Raw genomic sequence first — 21,152 nt, forward strand, 5'->3', positions numbered from 1 at the left:
GAGGTCGCGGGGCATTACCGCAAAGAAGTCACAGAGATCTTCCAGTTTGATCTCGATACAGCCGTCCTGCGAGCACCTCAAATCGTCGTAGAAACCATTTTTCGGAATCTCTTCGACAATGCCATCAAGTATGGTGGACATCCACCCCTGATTTTTGTCGAAGTTCGTGCGGTGGATCATGCCCGGATCGTAATCCGCGTGACCGACAACGGAGCGGGTGTTGCTCCCGAAGATCGCAAGCGAATTTTTCAAATGTTCTATCGTGCGGGTAACGAACTGCAGAGACGAACCAAAGGAACAGGGCTGGGTCTGTACATTGTGCAGACGTTAGTCCGGCAGTTGAAAGGCAGAATTCACGTTCACCCGGTCAATAGTCATTCATGGAGCCTTTCCAGTGTGCGCTTCGGGCTGAAAGATCTGGAAGGCAAGCCTCTGGAAACTGGCACCACTTTTGAATTGATCCTTCCAGGACGGGTCATAACATGAGAATTCTCGTCGTTGAAGATGAAGAAGCGATTGCCGAAGGTCTGAAATTCAACTTCGAGCAGGAAGGTTACGAAGTTGTCGTCGCCACCGATGGCCACGAGGCTCTGGCTGCCGTCTCACAGACGGATGCAGAAGAGTTCGCCCTGATTGTGCTCGATTTGATGCTCCCCGGACTTTCAGGCTACGAGGTCTTGCGCGAACTCCGGCAGAAACAGGTGATGACACCCGTCCTCGTCCTCTCCGCGCGGACGCTGAGTGAAGACAAGATTCTCGCGTTCGATCTGGGTGGTGATCAGTACATGACCAAACCCTTCGCCCTGCGTGAGATTTTGAGCCGGGTGAAAAGCCTGATTCATCGTCATCAGTCGATTCGGTTATCAACGCCAGCAGCCCCGGCTGACCCTGCACCTGCTGCTGAGCAGAGCAGTTCGACTCAGGGCTCATCTCCCGGCAGATTTCAGTTTGGCCGGGTGATCGTCAATTTTCAGACATTCCAGGTCTCCGTCGGCGAGCGTGTCCATAGCCTGACCACGCTGGAACTCGAATTGCTCAAATACTTTATCGAGCATCAGGGCGAAGTCCTTTCACGCACCAGAATTCTCAATCATGTGTGGGATGAACATGCCGAAGTCACCACACGCACGATCGATAACTTTGTTTTGAGGCTGCGAAAACTGATTGAGCCCGATCCTTCGAAACCGGTGCATATTCTCTCGGTTCGCGGGACCGGATATCGGTTTCTTCCCTTCCCCTCGTCGCAAGATGTTACTGATGAAGAGTTTGCGGAATGACAAAAGTTTGACAAAAGCTTGACACTCACCTGACACACCAATCCCGATGATTCATGTATAAGACTGAAACTTGGCAATTTCGCCAGGCCATGCACGAAAAACATCGGGAATTTGGATATGTCCCCTACCTCGCTCGTCCCACCTGCTCCCAACGAATCTGCGGTGACTGATCACCTTAGCCATACAGACTCAGCTCAGTCGGTCGAATGCTCGGCTGTTGATGCCGCACCATTAGAGACAGCACCTCTCGACGCTGCACCCCTAGACGTTGCACCATTAGATGCTGCACCCAGCCAACTGGTGGCTGAGACACTGGTTGCTCCTCAACTGACCATCGAAGACCGTGTCCGGGCTTCTCGTGCCAGTTCTGTGCGAGTCGTCGGCGAGAACAATCCAGCGCTGACAACAATGTACGAATCGTACAGCCCCAGGCAGCTTCGCTGGGATAACATTGACTGGCCCGTGGTCGGCTGGCTCGTGCTGATGCATGCTGGTGCCATTGCTGCTCCATTTTTCTTTACCTGGACAGCGCTGGGTGTCTTCCTGGTCATGCACTGGTTAACGGGAAGCATTGGCATTTGTCTGGCTTATCACCGCTGTCTGTCACATCGCTCGCTGCGGTTGCGTCAGCCATTCCGTTTCCTCTGCACACTCTGCGGAGTCCTCTCCGGCGAAGGCTCGCCTCTCTTCTGGACAGCCACTCATCGCCTGCACCATCAGCGGTCCGATCACGAAGGTGATCCTCACTCCCCATTCGATGGACAGTGGTGGTCACACATTGCCTGGTTGTTTGTCCGCCGCTCACCAGAAGCCAAGGCCATGGTCATGCGCCGCTATGTGCCTGACCTGATCAAGGACCCCATGCTCCAGTTCTTCGAACGTTATTATGGGCTTATCCTGATTGGTTCGGGAGCATTCTTCTTCGGCATCGGTTATCTGGCAGGTGGCCTCGACTGGTACACAGGTCTGTCTGTCATGCTCTGGGGTCTGTGCCTCCGGATGACACTCGTTTACCACGGCACCTGGTTCGTGAACTCCGCCACACACCTGTGGGGCTACCGCAACTACGATACTCGCGATGCCTCCAAGAACCTCTGGTGGGTTGCCATTTTCGCCTATGGTGAAGGCTGGCACAACAATCATCACGCTCACCCCAACGTCGCCCCTGCTGGCCACAAGTGGTGGGAATTCGATATCACCTGGTGGTCGATCAAGGCCCTGAGAGCCATTGGTATGGCCTACGATATCGATGATCGCATTCCACAAAATCGCTCGGCCGCCGAAGGCTGCTAACCCGGTTTACGGGTAATCCCGGAATATCGGTTCGATATTCACGTTCATTCTCAAGAGAGCCCCGCTTCTCCACTCAGGAAAAGCGGGGCTCTTTTTTAATTAACTTGCAGGTCGTTGACGGGTGGCCCGGCCAACTCGTGGCCGGGTTTTCGTGCGAAGCCACGACAACAAGATGCCGCGCCATGCGTGTCCCCAGTCACAACCCTTGAGCTGTCTTGGGTGGCACGACCTTGGAGGCCCCAAAAACAAAACACTGCGGAAGGGCGTGGTCATTAAACCTTTCAAGATTAATTTTTAGCCAGGGAGGGTGGCAAGGGCCGGATGTCTTCATCCGCCTCCAACTCCATCGATATCAATCGCCAGAGTCCCATGAACTGGGGGCAAACGAGGACGTTTGACCCCAGCCACTCGTCAAAAAGCCTTTCGGCAAAAGATGTGTGTAAGAGACAGGCTCTTCAACTCAGCTTCACCCCGGGATGCACCCATGGTGCACGATAAGGCCTGGCCAGGCGGCTGTTGGCTTCAGCATCATCAATCACCAGCCCGTTCACGGCATCCCAACGCAGTGTGCGGCCCAACTCCAGCGAAAGATTTGCCAGCAGGCAACTCACCGTCGAGATGTGCCCTTCTTCAATATCCGCAATGGGCTTTGATCGCTCATCGATCGCCTTGAGAAAGTTCCGCATGTGAGCGCGAATCGCCGGTGCCACATGCTTTTCGAGATCCTTCTCGGTCTTGTCTTCGGGATACTCTTCGAGTTCATACGTGACATCTTTATGAACAGCTTCGCCTCTTCCCTGAGGAATGAAGTCGTAGCTCATGACACTCACCTTAAGAGTTCCCTTGTCGCCATAAATTGTGACTCCCCACGGATACTTCGGGTCGGGCGTCGAGCCGTAACTGCGATGTTGCCAGACAACATCCAGATCGCCGAAATCGAACGTGGCAGTCTGTGTATCGGGAATGTTGGCCTGGCTCTGGCGATCGACATAGATCCCACCGACGGATGAAACCGCCTGGGGCCAGCCCAATCCCAGCATAAACCGGGCCGTATCGAGCATGTGAATGCACATATCACCCATGATCCCATTGCCGTACTCGGTAAAGGCCCGCCATCTGCGGGGATGAATCAGTGCCGAATAAGGCCGCTTGGGTGCCGGGCCTGCCCACATTTCATAATCGAGGTTTTCTGGCGGCTCTGTGATCGGCGGATTCTCTTTGGCCCGCATGTGGTAATAGCAATAGACCTCGACAAGGCCGATTTTTCCCAGCATCCCCGTATCGATGAACTTCTGCTTCGCCTCGGCAATATGAGGCGTACTGCGGCGTTGAGTTCCCACCTGCACCACGCGCCCGTGCTTCCTCGCAGCCGCCAGCATTGCCTGGCTCTCGGCAACATCGACACTCGTCGGCTTCTGAACATAAACATCGGCACCCGCTTCGACAGCCGCAATCATCGTCAAGGCATGCCAATGATCCGGCGTGGCGATCAGCACAATGTCGGGCTTGGCCTCAGCCAGCAACTTTCGATAATCACTGTAAAGTGCCGGTGGTTTTTCGAGCTTTCCACGCTTGGTGATCAACTCGGCGGCATTGGCCAGCATTTGCGAATCGACATCACAAAGTGCGACCACATCAACTGGCTCCACCTGCATCAATCGCAACAGATCACATTTGCCATACCAGCCCACACCAATGGCAGCCACGCGACGCTTCTTCTTCGGCACAGGAGACGAATCCTGCAAAGCAGAGGGCAACTCTCCTCGAGCCGGATCGATCCAAAGTGCCGCGGAACCCAGCAGGCTGGCTGTTGTGGTCGTACTCAAAAAGTCACGTCGATCCATAATTCACTCGCCATTTCAAAGAAGAGAGGTTTCAGGATGCTTCGGGATTGGTGATGGATAGCGAAAGGAAAAATCGAGGAAACTCGATGATTTGATCATCCCACGAAGACCGAGCCACTTCCAGAGTTCACTTCCACGGGCCATGATGCAAAATCATAAAAGTCTGATCGCACAACCCTCACTCTCGAAACCTGTCTCGTAAGGAAGTTCTCTGCTAATGAACCACTCACTTCACTCAGAAATCCCGGAGCGCCGTCGTCCCGATGTTCCACTGCGGGCAGGGATGGTGGGTTTTGGCATGATCTTCGACGAAACCTATCGGCCATTTTTCGAACAAGCCGGTCAGCGAGGATTCTACTCACCCGATGTCGGTGTGATCACTTGCCAACTGGCAGCCGTCGTCAGCCTCACAGGTCGTCGGGCCGAAGCCTATCGGGCTCAGGCACCTCATCATCTGGCAACCTTTACCAGTGAAACCGGCGAGCATGGCCTCCAAACGCTTTTACAAAGCTCGACAGGTGCTGCACTCGATGCCGTATGTATTGCGACACCAGATGATCGACATTTCGATGCCGCCCGACTCGCCTTAATGGCCGGTAAGCACGTGCTGATTGAGAAACCATCAGTGCTTTCATTGAGCGAACTCGATGAACTGCATCGTCTGGCACAGCATCACCAGCGACTGGTGCGTGTCGTCTATCACAAACTTTTCGACCCCGATCATAAGCGCCTCCGAACACTGGTGGTCGATGGAGTTCTATCACACGTCAATCATGGATATTGCTCGCTGTTGGAACCAAAGTCAGTGGGTCTGGGGCAGTTTGCCACGTGGAATCATGGCCGCAATCCCGGCACTTACGTGGCATGCCATTATCTCAAGCTGATTGATTTCACCTTTGGTGGCCGACTCATTTCCGTCAGTGCGACCGGCCAGCGCGGATTAGCGGGAACGATTGACGGCCCGACCTGGGACAGCACACAACTGCGTGTCACTTATGCTTATCCCGATCGGCGAACGGCCAGTTTCGATATCCATACCTCCTGGGTGACGCCCGATAACTTCCCCGGTTATGTCGAGCAGGAGGTTCAGTTTCGATTTGATAACGGCGTCTGGAACGGCCATTCCCGCAAGCGAGGTATTGAACTCACTGTCGAAGGCCGCACGCCGCACGAACTGAAAACCACCATCAATACGCATTACAACGGTCAAGCGATTGAACCCTGGAATGAGCGCACGCAGAGAGGCTATGGCATCGAAGCGATTGAGCGGTTCTTCCGCGAAGTCGCCTACATCGAATACGCTTCAACGGGGACTCGCACTTCGCGGCTGCAGGAAGTCAATGCTCTGTCATTTTCCAGTCTGACTGCAGATCGTCCTGTTGTCGCAGCGGTACAGGCTTTAGAGGCGATTCTTGCCTCCAGCGTCAATTCCTGCCCGGATGGCGTGGTGCGCGTCGATACAGCAGAAGGTGGCCTGACGTTATGGCTCCCCGGCGCGGCTCATCCAGTGGTTCTCTACGCCCCGAAAGTCTACCAGGATGAATGACCACCCACTTCTGCCGATTTCAGTATTCGACCGTGCTCCCTGATATGGGGTGGCTGGGGTTGAGCGTCTTCGCGAACCCCCAGATCATGCTGAATATTGCTGGGGGTTTGAAGACTCAACCAAAACCACCGGCTTAGTGCCATGCTTGCGGCTCGGAGCTGTCTAGTACACATAACTTCCACCCGAGGGTAGCCCGGCCAACTTGTGCCCAACTCGCCGACACAGGTTGTCGTGCAGTTCCACGACAACAAGAAGCCGCGCCATGCGCATACCCTGCCACCAATCTTGACTTTCTCTTGGGTGGCACACTTTTGAGTGGCACGACGCAGAGGCCCCTAAAAGACTAAAACAGTACGGAAGGGAGTGGTCTTAAGGCTTTTCAACGTCACATTCGCTGTCAGCCTTGGGTGGCACGCCCTGGAGGCTTTGCGAAAGGGCGTGGTTCTTGCCCGGGTCGCAGGAGCCGGATCTCTTTATTGGCCCTTGGTCACATCAAGTTGACCAACACGAAAGCATCTGAAGACATGCTTCATGGCTGTTGAGAAAGTTCTTCAGCGACGATCCAAGTCCAATGACCTGGGGGGCAAACGAGGACGTTTGACCCCAGCCACCCAGCCTTCAGCCACACTTCAGATCAATAGGCATGCAAAGTTGTGTGTAATAGACAGCGGCCCGGAACAAGCATGCTTGATCGACTCTCTGCGCGTATTTGATTTCTGGGATAGATATTAGACCAGGATCTCTTTGACGACGCGCCCATGCACATCGGTCAGTCGGAAATCTCGGCCCGCATACTTGTACGTCAGCCGCTCATGATCGATGCCGAGAAGGTGCAGCATTGTCGCATGCAGGTCGTGCATATGGACGCGATCTTTGGCCGCGAAATAGCCGACCTCATCGGTCTCGCCATACGAAAAACCATTTCTCACACCACCACCAGCCAGCCAGACCGTAAATCCCTGCGGATTATGATCGCGTCCATCATTCCCCTGCACGATCGGCGTTCGGCCAAACTCACCCGCCCACACGACAAGGGTCTCATCGAGCAATCCCCGCTGATCAAGATCATTCAACAGAGCTGCAATCGGCTGATCGACAGCCATCGCATTCTTGGCATGGCCCGCTCGTAACCCGCCATGCTGATCCCAGACGTTCCCTGTGGATAACTCCACATATCGAATCCCCGATTCCACCAGCCTGCGCGCCAGCAGGCATTGTCTGCCAAACTCGTCAGTCGCTTTTTCGCCGATCCCGTAAGCCACCTTCGTCGCTTCGGTTTCGTGGGAGAGATCCAGCACATCGGGAGCCGCAGCCTGCATTCGATAAGCGAGGTCGTAAGTTTCAATCGCCCCCTGCAATTGAGCATCCGGGCCCACACGATCCAGATGTTTCTGACTGATCGTCTGAATGGCACGCACTAGTTCGAGCTGCTCAGGTGTCGCCTGGCTCAGAAAATCAATCTGTCCATTACCCAGCCGACCCTGTCTTCCAATCGTTGTGGCCTGATGGATCGCAGGCAGAAAGGCCGCCCCATAATTGCGTGGCCCGCCATGACCTGCCGAAGGGCCAATCGAAACAAAAGCAGGCAGATTCTCGTTTTCACAGCCCAGTCCATAAGAGACCCAGGCACCAACAGAAGGCCGCACCAGATTGTCACTTCCGGTATGCAGCATCGAAACCGCCTGACCATGCGATTGCCCCCGGCTGTGCATCGACTTGATAATACACAGCCTGTCGATCTGCTGGGCGATGTGGGGGAACAGTTCCGAACACCAGGCCCCCGATTCTCCATACTGGTTGAACTTCCAGGGAGACTGCATCAACACCGGCTTGGCATCGATGTTCGCTGCCGCCTGAAATGGCAACGTTTTGCCATCCAGCTTTGACAGTTCAGGCTTGTAATCGAAGGTATCAACCTGACTGACACCGCCATGCATGAACAGGAAAATGACCCTTTTCGCGCGGGGAGGAAAGTGAGGTTCTCCCACGACAGGCGCTGCGTTCTGAACCTCGCTGCTGGCACCTGCCCAGCGGGAAAGACCAGTCCCCAGTGTTAATCCCGCCAGACTTCCTGCCAGCGAGGAAAGAACCGTCCGTCGGGAAAATCGGGCAGCAATTTGATCGTACATCATTCCCTCCTGACGACGGTTAACAGCACAACAGTTTCAATCAATCGAGGCTATGGCATCCATTGGCTGGTGCTTCGAAATGCATCAATCCCGCCAGCGGAATTCGGTCGAGGCAATCAGGGCATGTGCCACGCGCGACCAGCCTGCCAGATCACCCGGGCCAGCCAGTTTGTTAGCCAGTTGAATTTCTTCTTCTTGAGCAGGACGGCCCAGTAATCGCAGATAAATCGCACTGGCTCGACCATCACTGGGAATGCTGGCATCTTCCACGACCTGGCGGGCGATCTGTTGTGCCGACTCTTTAACGAACGGGCTGTTCAGCATCACCAACGCCTGGGCAGGGACTGTACTGACAGAGCGATCACCCACGACAAAATCAGGGTCAGCAAAGTCAAAGACAGCCAGCAGTGGAGAAATCTCGCCGCGCACGACCGGTTGATAAATCGTTCTTGTGCGCGATTCCTGAATCGACTTGGCAGCCCCCTTGGGATTGTTTTCGGCAACCAGCTTCCCCAGTGATTTGACGGGTGAATCCCGATCCGGTGTCTCCAGCCCGCTGGTCAGAGAAATCAGGCTGTCGCGCATCGATTCCGCCGATAGCCGCTGCCGATTGGCGCGCCAGAGAAGTTTGTTCTCAGGGTCGATGGCCGCTGCCTCCGGACGATAGGTCGAAGACTGCTGATAAGTCTTCGAGAGCACAATCGCACGAATGAGCTTCTTCGTCGACCAGCCTTGTTGGATAAAACTGCTCGCGAGCGCGTCGAGCAGTTCTGGATGTGTGGGCCGTTCACCCAGCACACCAAAGTTATCTGTCGTACGGACAATGCCGGATCCCAGCAGGGACTTCCAGATCCGATTGACATACACGCGGGCCGTTAAAGGATTCTGAGGATGGGCCACCCAGTGCGCGAGTTCCTGGCGTCCACTCACATCGGCAGGGATGGGTCGAGCAGGCTCCCATGAAGCAACTTGCAGGAAACCTCGCGGGACGACTTTTCCCAACTGGTGAGGCTCACCTCGAATGCAGATCGCACAGTCTGCAAATGAGGGGGTATTCTGAGCAGCCATGGCCTTGGGAGCTGGTGGCGGTGCAGTCTTGAGCAGCTCCGCCATTTTCCCTTCCATCGCCTTCATTTCGTTCTGCAGTTTGTCTCGTTCGGCATTCGCCTGAGACTGGCTGGCCGCTTTCGCCAGCATGGCCCGATGGGCTTCGATATCGCGCACAGGGATCCATTGGACAGCATCAACAATCACATGTCCCTTTGTTCCAGCCGTCTCAAATTTGACCACCGCAGGGCTATCGGCCTTGAAGCGGAAGCGACCGATCGTTTCGAACAGACCACCAATCGATCCTGACTTCTGCTGATTGAGTTTGACTGTGGTCTCACCCGCAGCATGCGTCACAGAAATGGGCACAGCTTGAGCCCGGGCCGCCGCCGGTGTAAACGAGACACGCACTTCGTACTCATCATCGGCTGGCAGCGCGGTCTTGAAAGTCGCCGATTTCTCACCTTTGTCTGAGTTGTCGTCGTGACGATACCCCGCACCCACATAGGGCTTGGAATGTGTGCTCTGTTTCCACTCTCCCACAAATTCAGCAGCCGTATCATCGACAACAATGCCCAGTTCCAGTTGCCTGTCAGATCCTTCATTCGTCGAGCCCGTGGAACTGTTCAACTGCTTCTTGATGGACGCCAGTTGTGATTGCAAAGACTTCCTGGCCTGCTCGAACTGCTCCAGCGCTATGCGGTGTTCCGCAGCGATCGGAAGTGGCACCTCGGGCCAGTCGGAAACATACTTCTGAATTTCACCCTGCAAGGAGAGGGTATTCTTGAGAATGCCCGCCATGGCGTAATAGTCTGCCGTCGGCACAGGATCAAATTTATGGTCATGGCACCGGGCACAGCCCATCGTCATGCCGAGAAACGCTTTGCCAATTGTGTCGAGCTGCTCATCCACGACATCCATCTGCAGCTTGAGTTTGTCGCGTTCACTCAGCATTTTCGGGCCGAGCATCAGAAAGCCCGTCGCGACCAGTTTTCGAATACGCTCCTCTTCAGAAGTGGATGGCAGAAGATCACCGGCCAGTTGCTCTTGAATGAATTGATCGTAAGGCAGGTCGTTTTTGTAGGCTTCGATCACATAATTTCGATACCGCCACGCTTCACGGAAGGTAGCGTTGAAATCCGAGCCATTGCTGTCGGCATAACGGGCCACATCGAGCCACCGGCGTGCCCAATGCTCTGCGTACTCAGGACGATCCAGAAGTTGATCCACCAACCGCTCAATGCGATCAGGACGCTGATCCTGGCAGAACTCCTCGACCTCCAGAGCCGAAGGTGTCAGCCCCGTCAGATCGATGTAAATGCGGCGTACCAGCGTGCGGACATCGGCCGGTGGTGAAGGAGCTACCTGGGCCGCCTCCAGTCGAGCCAGAACCCAATGGTCAATCAACCGGCTCTGTGTCGAACTCTCATCGGTCGCGACTGCGCCCCATCCAGGATTCTGTAAAGCGGGTGGCGCAGCCTGAGTTAGTGGCTGAAATGACCAGAACTGTTTACCAGCTTCGATACTCATGCCACTCAGCGGAGCATTCTTTGCAGTCGTGGCGGTCTCAGACCGGGGATCGAAAGCACCCGCTTTGATCCAGCTTTCAAAGTCAGCAATGATCTCATTCGATAGCCGCCCGGCTGGTGGCATTTCGAGGCCATCAAATTTCATCGCCGAAAGGAGCAGACTGTCTTCCGGATTCCCGGGAACAATCGCCGGGCCCGAATCGCCTCCGGTTTGCCAGCCAGCTCGGTGCTCAAGGTTGAGCGCGCCCTTGAGCACCGGAGCCTGACTGGAATGGCACGAATAACACTCTTTGATCAGAACGGGACGAATCCGCGATTCGAAGAATTCCGCAGGCGTCTGCCCGGCCTGTGCCGGGATCATCCCCAGTGCTAAAGCCATCGCAACCACCAGGGAAAGCCAGGCAGATGGACGACTTTTCGCAGAGAGACGACTTTTCCAGGAGAATTGAGAGGCCGCAACCATAATTGTTCACCGGGAAAAATACCGCAGAGTCATGAAAATGGACCGTTCGCCTGAAATACAACGCACACGAGGCTCAGGAAAACCGTGAGCCTGCTAATCCTAACGATCAATTCGCCCTGCGAAGCAACTAACCAAAAGATAATAACGTATTGATGCGTCGTGATGCGAGAGAATTTTCCCCCGCTGGTTGATTCCTCAGGCTGGTCGATGGAATCGATAAGTTCAGGTGAACTGCTAAACTCCAGTAGCGAATTCGAAGACAGTCGCGCGGCGTGCAGAGACACCCCGCAGGTTAAGGATGCTGTGTTGGCAAAACCACAATCTGTTGACGGCATCCCGACTGATGTTCGAAATCCAGCGGCTGATTCTCTCGCTCCTCTTTCCAACGCTTTCATAGAAGAGGCAAACGCTTTGATAGAAGAGGTTTCTTCAGAGCAGTTGGTAAGCAACGCTTCTTCATCGCGAGAAAAGCAGCCACAAACTTCATTGCCCGATCATCTCTCCTGGGCGGGTGCCCATCGAGCCGTAATTCTGCTTGCCTGGCCAGTCCTGTTAGAGCAGGTGCTGCATTTCTCGGTCGGCTTCTTTGATGTCTATCTCTCTGGTCGACTGGGGCAGGAAGAAACTGCCGCGATTGGCATGGCGGCCTATGTCAGTTGGCTGGGTTCGATGATTTTCGGCCTGGTCGGAGTGGGAGCCACCGCGCTCATCGCCAGGTTCTGGGGAGCCCATCAATTTGATGAAGCCCGCACGATCATTTCGCGAGCCATGGCACTGGCGATCTGCATCGGAATATCGGTTTCTTGCGTCCTGTTCACAATGGCTCCCGGCATTGTCTGGCTGTTGGGACTCTCGGGAGAATCCGTCCAGATTGGTGTGACTTACCTGAGAATTGACGCCATCGGGCAGATCTTTTCCGCCTGGGTGCTGGTGGGAGCAGCGAGTCTGAGAGGCGCTGGCGATATGCGCACTCCGCTCTATGTGCTCTGTCTCACCAGTGTCGTTAACATCGTCCTTTCCACGACCTTTGTTTATGGCCTGGGGCCTGTCCCCAAGCTGGGAGTCAATGGGATCGTCTACGGAACCGTCTGTGCCCAGTTCAGCGGCGCTATGCTCATGGCCTGGTTTCTGACATCTGGCAGAACAGTCCTCCAGATCGTCTACAAAGAGTTTCTCATCCGGCGGGAAAGCACCTGGCGACTGATGCGCATCGGCGGGCCTGCTGCTCTTGATGGTGTCGCCACCTTCACGGGACATTTTCTGTTTCTCATGATTATCTCCCGACTCACCGACGGAAAAGCGGCCTTTGCGGCTCATATTATCGGCGTGCGAGTGGAAGCCTTGTCGTATCTACCAGCCGTCGCCTTTGGTATTGCCAGCGGAAGCCTGGCCGGGCGATATCTCGGTGCACAACGACCCGATCTGGCACGCGCCTGTGGCTTCGCTGCAGTCGGTCAGGCCGTCGCCTATGCCGCGTTGATGTCAGTCCTGTTCTTTACTTTCGCACCGCAGATCTACGCCAATATGCACATTGACCCGCTCGTGCAGACAATTGGCGTCGATCCCTTCCGACTGATGGCGTGCTATCAGATTCCCAACGCGATTCTGATTGTCCTGGTTAGTACATTGCGAGGTTCGGGAGATACAAGATTTCCTCTGTGGTGCGCCTTTCTGGGCACCTTCTTCGTCAGAGTCCCCGTGGCCTGGTCTCTGGGAATTGGTCTGAATTACGGCCTGTTTGGTGCGTGGATCGGTATGGGAGCTGATAACATTCTGCGCTGCTGCCTGATCAGTTGGCGATACCTTGCCGGACGATGGACTCATGTCAAAGTCTAGTCGTCTGATAGATTTTTCACCCGGTCAATCAGCATTGACTTGATACAGGAATGTTCATTTCTTATCGACATAGTAGACATCAAATGCAGATACGATCCATACTTCTATTCTTTTCATATATCCCTATTTCAATATTCTCAAGCTGCTCGGCAACCAGTTCGACTTATGAAGATCGCGCACAAAACAAAAACACTTCTATCGATGAACTGCAGCAAGTCGCTATCACGTATCAGATTGAGATCCTCACGTCGAATCTCGATTTCCCAGTTAGAACCACTCATGGCCTCATTGAAGGAAAAGCCGCGACTGAGCAGCAGGTTCGGGCTTATCAGCCCCTGTTTGTCAAAGAATTTTCACTCTATCCGCCAGAATTGATTCGCCTGACAAAGCTGAAAAGAATTGTCTTTTGTGACGAACTCTCATTTGCTGGCCAAAGGCGTAACGCCATTCCCGACTTCGAGCATGATTCACTCTATCTTGACATTGTTCGCGGCATGAAGAACAGTCTTTACATGCGCAAAGTCCTGCATCACGATTTCTATCATATGATCGACTATCGCGATGATGGAAAACTCTATAACGATGACCGCTGGTTATTGCTGAATCCCCCTCAGTTTCAATACACACCTGGTGGGGGGAAAAGCGTGCAGAACGTGGCCGATACTTCGGTACTCACTGATAAATATCCGGGATTTCTGAATCATTATTCCACGATGGGTGTTGAAGAGGATAAAGCCGAGATCTTTGCCCACATGCTGGTCGATGGAAGCTACATGACCCGGCGTGCCTCTCGCGACGATATTGTCGCCACAAAAGTGGAACGGATGACGGAACTGCTGGAAAAATTCTGCCCCGAGATGAACAGCGAGTTCTGGAAAAAGATCGAAAAAGCCGAACAGGATCACCAGCCGCGATAACTGGTCCTCACTGTTCGGCTGCATGGCGTTGATTTCAATCGATCTGATGGACCGGCGGGTGGCAGGGGTCGGATGTCTTCATCCGCCCCCTGGTCAACAAACTTCCACAGCGCAAATGCATCCGAAACATAGATCCATGTCTTTTCATGCTGTTCGTTAAAAATCGATCAAAGTCCAAAGAACTGGGGGCAAACGAGGACGTTTGACCCCAGCCACCCAGTCTCTGGCGAAGATAAAACGAATGAGCACCCGAACAAATTTATTTATAAATGATAGCGGCGATATCTAGCCTCAATGCTCGGCTGCAAGGATTTGCTGTATCCACAGGATCTCATGTCATCGATCAGGCCATGGCGAGTGCGACTTTCGGGCCAAAGAATTCATAATGGATTCGCGATGGATCGATCTGCAGTCCCGAAAGTGCTGAGATCATCTCCTGCATCAGTGCAGAAGGTCCACAGAAGTAATACTCCGTCTCTGCCGCCTGCGTGGCCAGAAGTTCCTTCAACAGGTTCTGATCGACAGGACCTTGCGTATGAAAGCAGTCGCCTGGTCGGTCATTTTCCAGCGGCTGGCTGTAATGCAGGTGCAGTTTCAGTTGCGGGCAGCGAGTCGCCAGATCGATCAGTTCCTGTCGGTGGGAATGTGACCCGCTGTTTCTCGTCAGCACAATAAAACGGATTGGTTGTTGAGGTTCTTCTGCAATCACAGTTTTGAGCATCGAGAGGAGCGGGGTCATGCCAACTCCACCCGCCACAAAGACCAGTGGTTTCCTGGCTGCGAGTACGGGATCGATGGAGAATTCGCCACAAGGGGGGCCAATTTCGAGTCGATCACCTTCATGAATACCGTCGTGCAGATGATTGGAAACCAGGCCATCAACCGGAGATACTTCCTGACGAGCGGACTCCCGTTTGACACTGATCCGGAAGTAGTCTTTCCCCGGCTGATCGGAAAGGCTGTAATTGCGGGGAGAGAGCAATCCTCGCGGAATCTCTCCCGTGGCGGCTGCCTCTGATGATCTGAAGCCGGTGCTCTGAGGAGGAACCTTGACCGTGATGTATTGTCCTGGCTTGAATTCCGGCAACGACTGATGATCGGCTGGTTTCAGATAGAAGGACGTAATGGTTTCGCATTCGGGAATTTTACGCTCGACAACAAACGTACGATAGCCCTTCCAGCCGCCGGGCTGAGACTGCTGCTCGCTGTAAATGGCCGCTTCCCGTTCAATCAGAAGATCTGCCAGCAACTGGTAAGCTTCTCCCCACGCAGTCAGGACATCATCGGTCGCGGCCTCTCCGAGAACATCGCGAATTGCCCGCAGCAGGTACTTCCCCACAATCGGGTAATGCTCTGGTTGAACACCCAAAGAACAATGCTTCTGTGCAATGAGCTCGACTGCTGGCAAGAGCACTCCCAGATTCTCGATATGCGTCGCATAGGCCACAATGGCATTCGCCAGAGCCATGGATTGCCGCCCGCTTTGCTGATGAGCCGGGTTGAAATAAGCCCAGAGTTCAGGATGCTCCGAGAGCATGAGCTGATAGAATCGTTTGGTGATACTCTGGGCATGTTCAGCCAGGGCTGGTGCCGTCGCGCGAACAACTGAAAGAGTGGCCGAAGAAAGCATGCTGTGACTCCCGAGGTAAGTTGTTTCTGGCGCATTGATGACGAGACAGCGAGCCATCAAAGACCGAGCATGTCGTGAAAGTTCTGCGGCAATTCATGGCTGAATGAACTTTACCACTTTAATAATACACGTCAAGGTGTAGAATCGGATTTCAATAGAGGTTTTCTTCAGATTATGATTTCAAAAACGGCGGAATATGCCCTGCGGACAGTTGCCTGTCTGGCCAGTGCCCCTGCGGGAATTGTGCTGGCCGACGAACTGGCCACTCGCACACAAGTTCCCCGGCGGTATCTCAATACCGTACTTCAGGATCTGGGAAGAGCCGGGATCGTAAAGTCCAAATCGGGGCCTGGGGGTGGTCACAGCCTCCTGGTCGATCCCAAAGAACTCTCCATTCTGGATGTCATCAACGCCGTCTCGCCACTGGAGCGAATTCGTCAATGTCCTCTGGGTTTACCTTCGCATACCGAGCTTTGCCCATTGCATGCCGAACTCGACAAAGCCTATGCCCACACGGAAAAAGCGTTCGCCGGTGTTACCTTAGGGCAGGTGCTGGCATCTACCAAAGGAGTGATTCCCCTGTGCGACCTTCCCATTTCGCCAGAGGTGAAACCATGACATGAGCCAGCACACTCCCCAGCGAACCCATTGAGGGAGTACGTCGAGAAGGTGATCTGCATGGAGATGAATTCGCCGACAGAACCAGACAGGATGACTTATGCCCCCGCAGAAGACGAACAGCAGTTGATTGAACGATTGCGAGGCGGTGAACGCGAAGCCTTTGAGATGTTTGTGCGCCGTTATTGCAATCCGATGTATTACGTGGCCCGCCGCATTCTGCGTCATGATGACGATGCCCGCGAGGCGATGCAGGAAGCGTTTCTTTCAGCCTTTCGCAAAATCCAACAATTTGATGCTCGCTCGCAGTTTTCTACCTGGCTGCATCGCATTGTGGTGAATGCCTCACTCAAAAAATTGCAGGTTCGAGAACGCCGGGAAAAACGTACGATTGATGCGTTCTTACCGACATTCACAGATGATGATCATCATCGCATTGAGCCGCGATGTCCTATCCTCAGTTCCGAAGAGTTAGCCCAGCGAAACGAACTCAGGGAACTTCTGCATCAGAAGATCAATGAGTTGCCAGAGATTTATCGCACAGTGCTGTTGCTGAGAGATATCGAAGGCCTCGACACGGAAGAAACAGCCCAGTCGCTTCAGACCACGACCGATGTCGTCAAAACACGTCTGCATCGGGCCCGGCAAGCGCTACGAACTTTACTTGAACCCTGGTTTTCAGGAGACCAACCATGAACTGCCGTGAAGTCGCCGATTTTCTCAGTGCTTATCTCGATGGAGAGCTTTCGCACACAACGAAGCGTGAATTTGATGCTCATCTGGCCGAATGTCCTGCCTGTGTCGCCTATCTGGAGGGGTATCAGCGCACTTTGGTGGCTTTGAAACTGGTGGCCGGGATTCCTGAAAAGACGGTGGAACCTGTGCCCGAAGAGATCATCCAGGCCATCCTGTATGCCCAGTCTCAGACCGCTGCCTAGGCCGGTTTTCGAGTGATCACAGCCGGAGATAACCACTGTTTTCGGCCGAAAGTATTCGCAGGAGCACCAGAGAAATTCTGACCATCTGGTGTTCCGCCACTTGAGGCCGATGGGAAACGCCTGGTGATTCCAGATCGCAAAGCATCGGTTAAACCGGGTGTGGATGTCGACTCTCTTTTGAGAACCACCAGAGACTTCTCGATCTTTGCCAGTGGTCTCTCCTTGCGATCTGCACTTGCTGATGTGTATGGTGAACGGACACTTCAATGGGTCTCTGGCCCGTCGATGATTTCAGTTTTTCAAGGGGTTGATTCTGCTCGACCTGGCAGACAGCGCTTTGATACCTCTGAGCTGGCTGTCCCTGGCGGGCTGACCTGATTCAGAAGCTGGAATTTGTACGATCACCGAGAATCTTCCGCAGGGTGCTGATCCCATGTCACAGGCGAAAAACGCTGTTCGTGCTGCTATAAAGCATGCGACAAGCCGTCAGGTTGGTGCGTCAGTCTTGTATGTGGCGATCGCAGCCTGGACGCTGCAACCACTGGCGCTGGCCAATGAAGAAGATCTGCTCTTTATCGAACGGCTGAGAGGTCGCGGTTATCACGACACTGCTTTGTTGTATCTCGACCAGCTACAAGCCAGACCGCAACTCGACGCGACTCTGAAATCACGAATTCCTTACGAACGGGCCATCACCTTACTTGATGCCGCCAAAATCAATCGCGATTCAAAAACAAAAACGGCTCAACTCGATTCAGCACTGGCTTACCTCAATCAGTTCGTCAAGGAATCGCCCAATGCGCCGGAAGCCGCTACTGCCAATTTAAGACGTGCCGAGATTTTACTGGCTCGTACTTCGGCAGAAGTCGGCAGTGCTCGAACACTTCAAGGCGCTGCTGCCACTGAAGCCAATGATCGCGCCCGGAAGTCTGCCAGCGAAGCTCGCGAAATTCTCACCACAGCGGAAAATCAATATCAGACAGCACTTAAGGCATTCCCTACACACATCGACAAGGTGGCGGATGCCGAAAAGTTTGCAGCCCGGGCGGAAACAGAAAATCGACTGATCAGCGTCCAGCTCGACCTGGCCCGTTCGAGCTACGAAGAGGCGCAGACTCATCCTCCGGATAGTGCTCAGCGAAAAGAATTGTTGCAGGCAGCGGCTGACGCTTACGAGAAGCTGCATCAGAAGTACCGCACCAATGTGGCTGGGCTCGTGGCACGAATGTGGCAGGGAAAATGCTTTGAAGAGCAGGGCGATCTCCCCAAAGCTCTCGGTGTTTACAAAGAGATTCTTGATCAGCCCGACAACAGCCCATCGATGTCGGCACTGAAAGATCAGGCCCGGCAGTTCCAACTGATCTGCCTCAATCGAAAATCGCCACCGGATTACGCTGCGGTCACTTCTCAAGGCGAGGAGTGGGTCAAGGGGAATAAGTCGCTGCTCAGAAGTCGGGTCGGCCTCGGGATTCGACTCGAATTGGCAAAAGCCTATGAAGGGTTGGGAGATGACCGCAATCTCATCAAGCCGGAACAATTAAAGTTCTGGCGATTGGCAGCCACACACGCTCGCGATGTCTCGCAGTTTGGCGAGTTCAGTCGAGAAGGGATGGAGATTCTCCGCCGACTCGAAAAGAAGATTTCTGGCGATGAAAAAGCGCCGGATGCTTTTGAACCCGCTTTGTTCGTGGCCCAGGCCAAACTCCAGGAACGGCAAGAAAAGCAAAAACTCTTCGAAGAAGCCACTGCTGCCAAAAAGCCTGCCGCCGAATTGGCCAAAATGCGACAAGAGCTTTCACTGCTGGATCAGGAAGCGATGCGATCTTTTGAACTGGCGTTGAAGCTGGCCAGTCGGCAGGATGACCCTGTCAAGGTCAACAAAGCCCGCTATCTGTATGGCTTGTGTGCCTACTTGACTGGTAAAAGTTTCGAGGCCGCTGTCATTTGCGAACAGGCCGCCATCATGGCCCGTGGCGACGAAGACCAGCAGTTGGCACTCGATGCAGCTTACCTCTCGCTGATGTCGCTGGTGCAGGCTTATCAGGAAAGTCAGTCCGAAGGGGCAATACGCGAAGCAGAACTTGAGGCTGTGGTGAATGCCGCCAATCGCATGCTCAAGCGATTCCCGGATACGGAAAAAGCCAACGATGTCCGCATGCAGATGGGAAATCTCTACAAGCTGCAAAAACGCTTTATCGATGCCACCGGCTGGTATCTGCAAATTCCAGCAACAGGTGGTAAATACGCCGAAGCACAGATGGCAGCCGGGCAGGCCTTCTGGAATGCCTATCTCGCGGAAGCCACCAAACCCGAATCGATGCGCGTCGATGCCGCCCAGATGACGGAATGGCGTCAGACGGCTCAAAAGAAGCTCGAACAGGGTGTCGCCAAGATCTCTGAAAATCTGCCACCGGAAGGAACCTCACCTCCGGAACTGATTGCTGGCAAATGGTCGCTGGCCCAGATTCTGGTGGGACAAGGTCAGGATAAGGAAGCCGTCAAACTGTTGACGGGAGAGCCGCACTCCCCACGCAAAGCCATTGAAGTTCCCGACGAGAAGAAGCGGCCAGCCACTGGCATCAAGAATCGCGCATTCGCCGGCGAAACGCTCAAATTGCTGGTCAGGGCCTACATTGGTTCTGGCCAGACGAAAGAAGCCAACCAGGCTATGAAGGATCTGGAAAAGGTCGCTGCTGGTCAGGCCGGGGCAGACGTGACCCAGCTCTACATCGGCATCAGCAAACTTTTGAAAGAAGAACTCGATCGTTTCAAAGAAACGGGCGAAACCGAACGCTACAACCAGTTGCGAACGGCCTTCGAAGAATTCATGGGGGATCTTTCCAAGCGGATAGAAGGCCAGACCTGGGCATCACTGAGCTGGATTGGTGAAACCTATGCGGCTCTAGGTGAGGCCAGTGCCGGTGATCAGGAAAAGCAGGATCAATTCTTCGGGAAATCCGTCGAGGCTTTTGAATCGATTCTCAGCCGCAGTGAGAATGAGCCCGAGTTTGCCAGTGCGAATCAACTCCTTTCGACAAAAGTGCGGTTGATTCGTGCTCATCGCATGAAGAAGAATTTCGAAGCAGGTGAGAAGATCATCAACGAACTGCTCGCCTCAAGAAAGAATGATGTCGTCCTGCAGACACAGGCCGCTGAGCTCTATCTCGACTGGGGCACAAACAGCGATGCCAAGTATCTGAACATCGCACTGGTCGGTAACCCGGCCACAGGTGTCTGGGGTTTTGGCGCCTTAGGTCAGCGACTGCAACAGGCGATGGACAGTGGCCGTGCCGACCTGTTGCCGCAATATCTCGATGCCCGCTACAACGCCGGAACCGCACGCCTGGCTCTGGCAGAATCTCAGGGGGATCAGAAGAAACGAGCCACTCAACTGAAAAACGCAGAAATCGAACTGGTTGCCAGCTTGAGTGTGCTTCCCGATTTGACCGCCGAACAGCGGGGACGATTCAACGATCTGTATCGGAAAGTCCTCGAAGCTTCCGGCAAACCCGCTGTCGATATGCCGCTGTCGCGTGAAGTGGTGATGATCGCGACAGAGACCACCGAGACTCCTGAAAACAATGAACCTGGAGTCGCTGGAGCGACTGGCAATCCGAAAGCTGCTGACAAAAAGCCAGACGAACCCGAGAAGATCGCCGAAGTCGCTCCTCCGATGTCCACCACGACGGCTTACGCGATCATTGGTGGGATTGTGGTGGCCTGCCTGGGAGTGGTGGGATTCTTCGTCATGAGTGGAAACAAACAGAAAAAGCGTTCCCGCAAGACACCTGGCCGGAGTGAACCCACTTCGCTGAATGTGGATTTCGGTGGAGGAGCCCCCGCCGCTCTGGGAAGTTTCGATTTTGATATCGCGACGAAACCGACTGGAAAGGCGCCACCCAAGCCCGCCAGTCGCCCAAAGCCCGCAGGGACAGCCACTCGTACGGCAGGTGAAAAATCCACTGGCGAGAAAGCGACGGGTGAGAAAACGACGGGTGAGAAGACCGCTCGACCTGCGGGAACACCCAAACCCCGTCCCAAGCCTCCCGTGGAACCACCAGGCTAAACAGTGTGAGAATTTTCTC

General features: G+C 54.2%; 15 protein-coding genes. 11 read left to right on the forward strand and 4 right to left on the reverse strand.

What is annotated here, in order from left to right; translation table 11 throughout:
• The 3 genes from A6X21_RS06920 to A6X21_RS06930 form a co-directional block, all read left to right on the forward strand.
• Positions 1-486: sensor histidine kinase (locus tag A6X21_RS06920; RefSeq protein WP_131818223.1), on the forward strand; the 486-nt coding region annotated here is incomplete at its 5' end.
• Entirely contained in the window at positions 483-1,277 is a 795-nt protein-coding gene (locus A6X21_RS06925) for a response regulator transcription factor (RefSeq protein ID WP_068846886.1), read from the forward strand. The genes A6X21_RS06920 and A6X21_RS06925, both read left to right, overlap by 4 nt.
• A gap of 117 nt (positions 1,278-1,394) precedes the next feature.
• On the forward strand, positions 1,395-2,570 hold the full coding sequence (locus A6X21_RS06930; RefSeq protein ID WP_240490190.1) for an acyl-CoA desaturase: 1,176 nt from the start codon (positions 1,395-1,397) through the stop codon (positions 2,568-2,570).
• 455 nt (positions 2,571-3,025) lie between these two features.
• On the opposite strand, the gene A6X21_RS06935 is transcribed toward A6X21_RS06930, so the two are convergent.
• Complete coding sequence (locus A6X21_RS06935) at positions 3,026-4,414, reverse strand: Gfo/Idh/MocA family protein (protein WP_110766439.1); 1,389 nt, start codon at positions 4,412-4,414, stop codon at positions 3,026-3,028.
• A gap of 217 nt (positions 4,415-4,631) precedes the next feature.
• Here A6X21_RS06935 and A6X21_RS06940 point away from each other — a divergent pair, with 217 nt between their 5' ends.
• Positions 4,632-5,960, forward strand: a complete 1,329-nt coding sequence (locus A6X21_RS06940; RefSeq protein WP_068846887.1) for a Gfo/Idh/MocA family protein — start codon at positions 4,632-4,634, stop codon at positions 5,958-5,960.
• Between the two features lie 728 nt (positions 5,961-6,688).
• Here A6X21_RS06940 and A6X21_RS06945 read toward each other — a convergent pair.
• Both A6X21_RS06945 and A6X21_RS06950 read right to left on the reverse strand, forming a co-directional pair.
• Entirely contained in the window at positions 6,689-8,089 is a 1,401-nt protein-coding gene (locus A6X21_RS06945) for a DUF1501 domain-containing protein (RefSeq protein WP_068846888.1), read from the reverse strand.
• Positions 8,090-8,173: 84 nt separating this feature from the next.
• Positions 8,174-11,128 (reverse strand): DUF1553 domain-containing protein, encoded by a 2,955-nt coding sequence (locus A6X21_RS06950; RefSeq protein ID WP_068846889.1) that lies wholly within the window; start codon positions 11,126-11,128, stop codon positions 8,174-8,176.
• Positions 11,129-11,434: 306 nt separating this feature from the next.
• On the opposite strand from A6X21_RS06950, the gene A6X21_RS06955 reads away from it, so the two are divergent.
• A complete protein-coding gene (locus A6X21_RS06955; protein WP_240490191.1) occupies positions 11,435-12,964 on the forward strand; it encodes an MATE family efflux transporter in 1,530 nt (509 codons plus the stop codon).
• An 83-nt stretch (positions 12,965-13,047) separates the two neighbouring features.
• Positions 13,048-13,881 (forward strand): hypothetical protein, encoded by an 834-nt coding sequence (locus A6X21_RS06960; protein ID WP_068846890.1) that lies wholly within the window; start codon positions 13,048-13,050, stop codon positions 13,879-13,881.
• A 343-nt stretch (positions 13,882-14,224) separates the two neighbouring features.
• Here A6X21_RS06960 and hmpA read toward each other — a convergent pair whose 3' ends face one another.
• Positions 14,225-15,511, reverse strand: a complete 1,287-nt coding sequence (hmpA, locus tag A6X21_RS06965; protein ID WP_068846940.1) for an NO-inducible flavohemoprotein — start codon at positions 15,509-15,511, stop codon at positions 14,225-14,227.
• Positions 15,512-15,685: 174 nt separating this feature from the next.
• On the opposite strand from hmpA, the gene A6X21_RS06970 reads away from it, so the two are divergent.
• The 5 genes from A6X21_RS06970 to A6X21_RS06990 all read left to right on the forward strand — a co-directional run bounded on the left by A6X21_RS06970 (position 15,686) and on the right by A6X21_RS06990 (position 21,133).
• Positions 15,686-16,129 carry an RrF2 family transcriptional regulator gene (locus tag A6X21_RS06970; protein ID WP_068846891.1) on the forward strand — a complete coding sequence of 148 codons (444 nt, stop codon included), beginning with the start codon at positions 15,686-15,688 and terminating at the stop codon, positions 16,127-16,129.
• Between the two features lie 60 nt (positions 16,130-16,189).
• A complete protein-coding gene (locus A6X21_RS06975) occupies positions 16,190-16,825 on the forward strand; it encodes a sigma-70 family RNA polymerase sigma factor (RefSeq protein WP_205847408.1) in 636 nt (211 codons plus the stop codon).
• Complete coding sequence (locus A6X21_RS06980; protein WP_068846892.1) at positions 16,822-17,067, forward strand: anti-sigma factor family protein; 246 nt, start codon at positions 16,822-16,824, stop codon at positions 17,065-17,067. The genes A6X21_RS06975 and A6X21_RS06980 overlap by 4 nt, the downstream gene beginning before the upstream one ends.
• 123 nt (positions 17,068-17,190) lie before the next feature.
• Positions 17,191-17,445, forward strand: coding sequence for a hypothetical protein (locus A6X21_RS06985; RefSeq protein ID WP_068846893.1), 255 nt, complete (start codon positions 17,191-17,193; stop codon positions 17,443-17,445).
• 55 nt (positions 17,446-17,500) lie between these two features.
• Complete coding sequence (locus tag A6X21_RS06990; RefSeq protein ID WP_068846894.1) at positions 17,501-21,133, forward strand: tetratricopeptide repeat protein; 3,633 nt, start codon at positions 17,501-17,503, stop codon at positions 21,131-21,133.
• The last annotated feature ends 19 nt before the right edge of the window (positions 21,134-21,152 follow it).

This window comes from Planctopirus hydrillae (assembly GCF_001707835.1).
GTDB classification, from domain to species: Bacteria; Planctomycetota; Planctomycetia; order Planctomycetales; family Planctomycetaceae; genus Planctopirus; species Planctopirus hydrillae.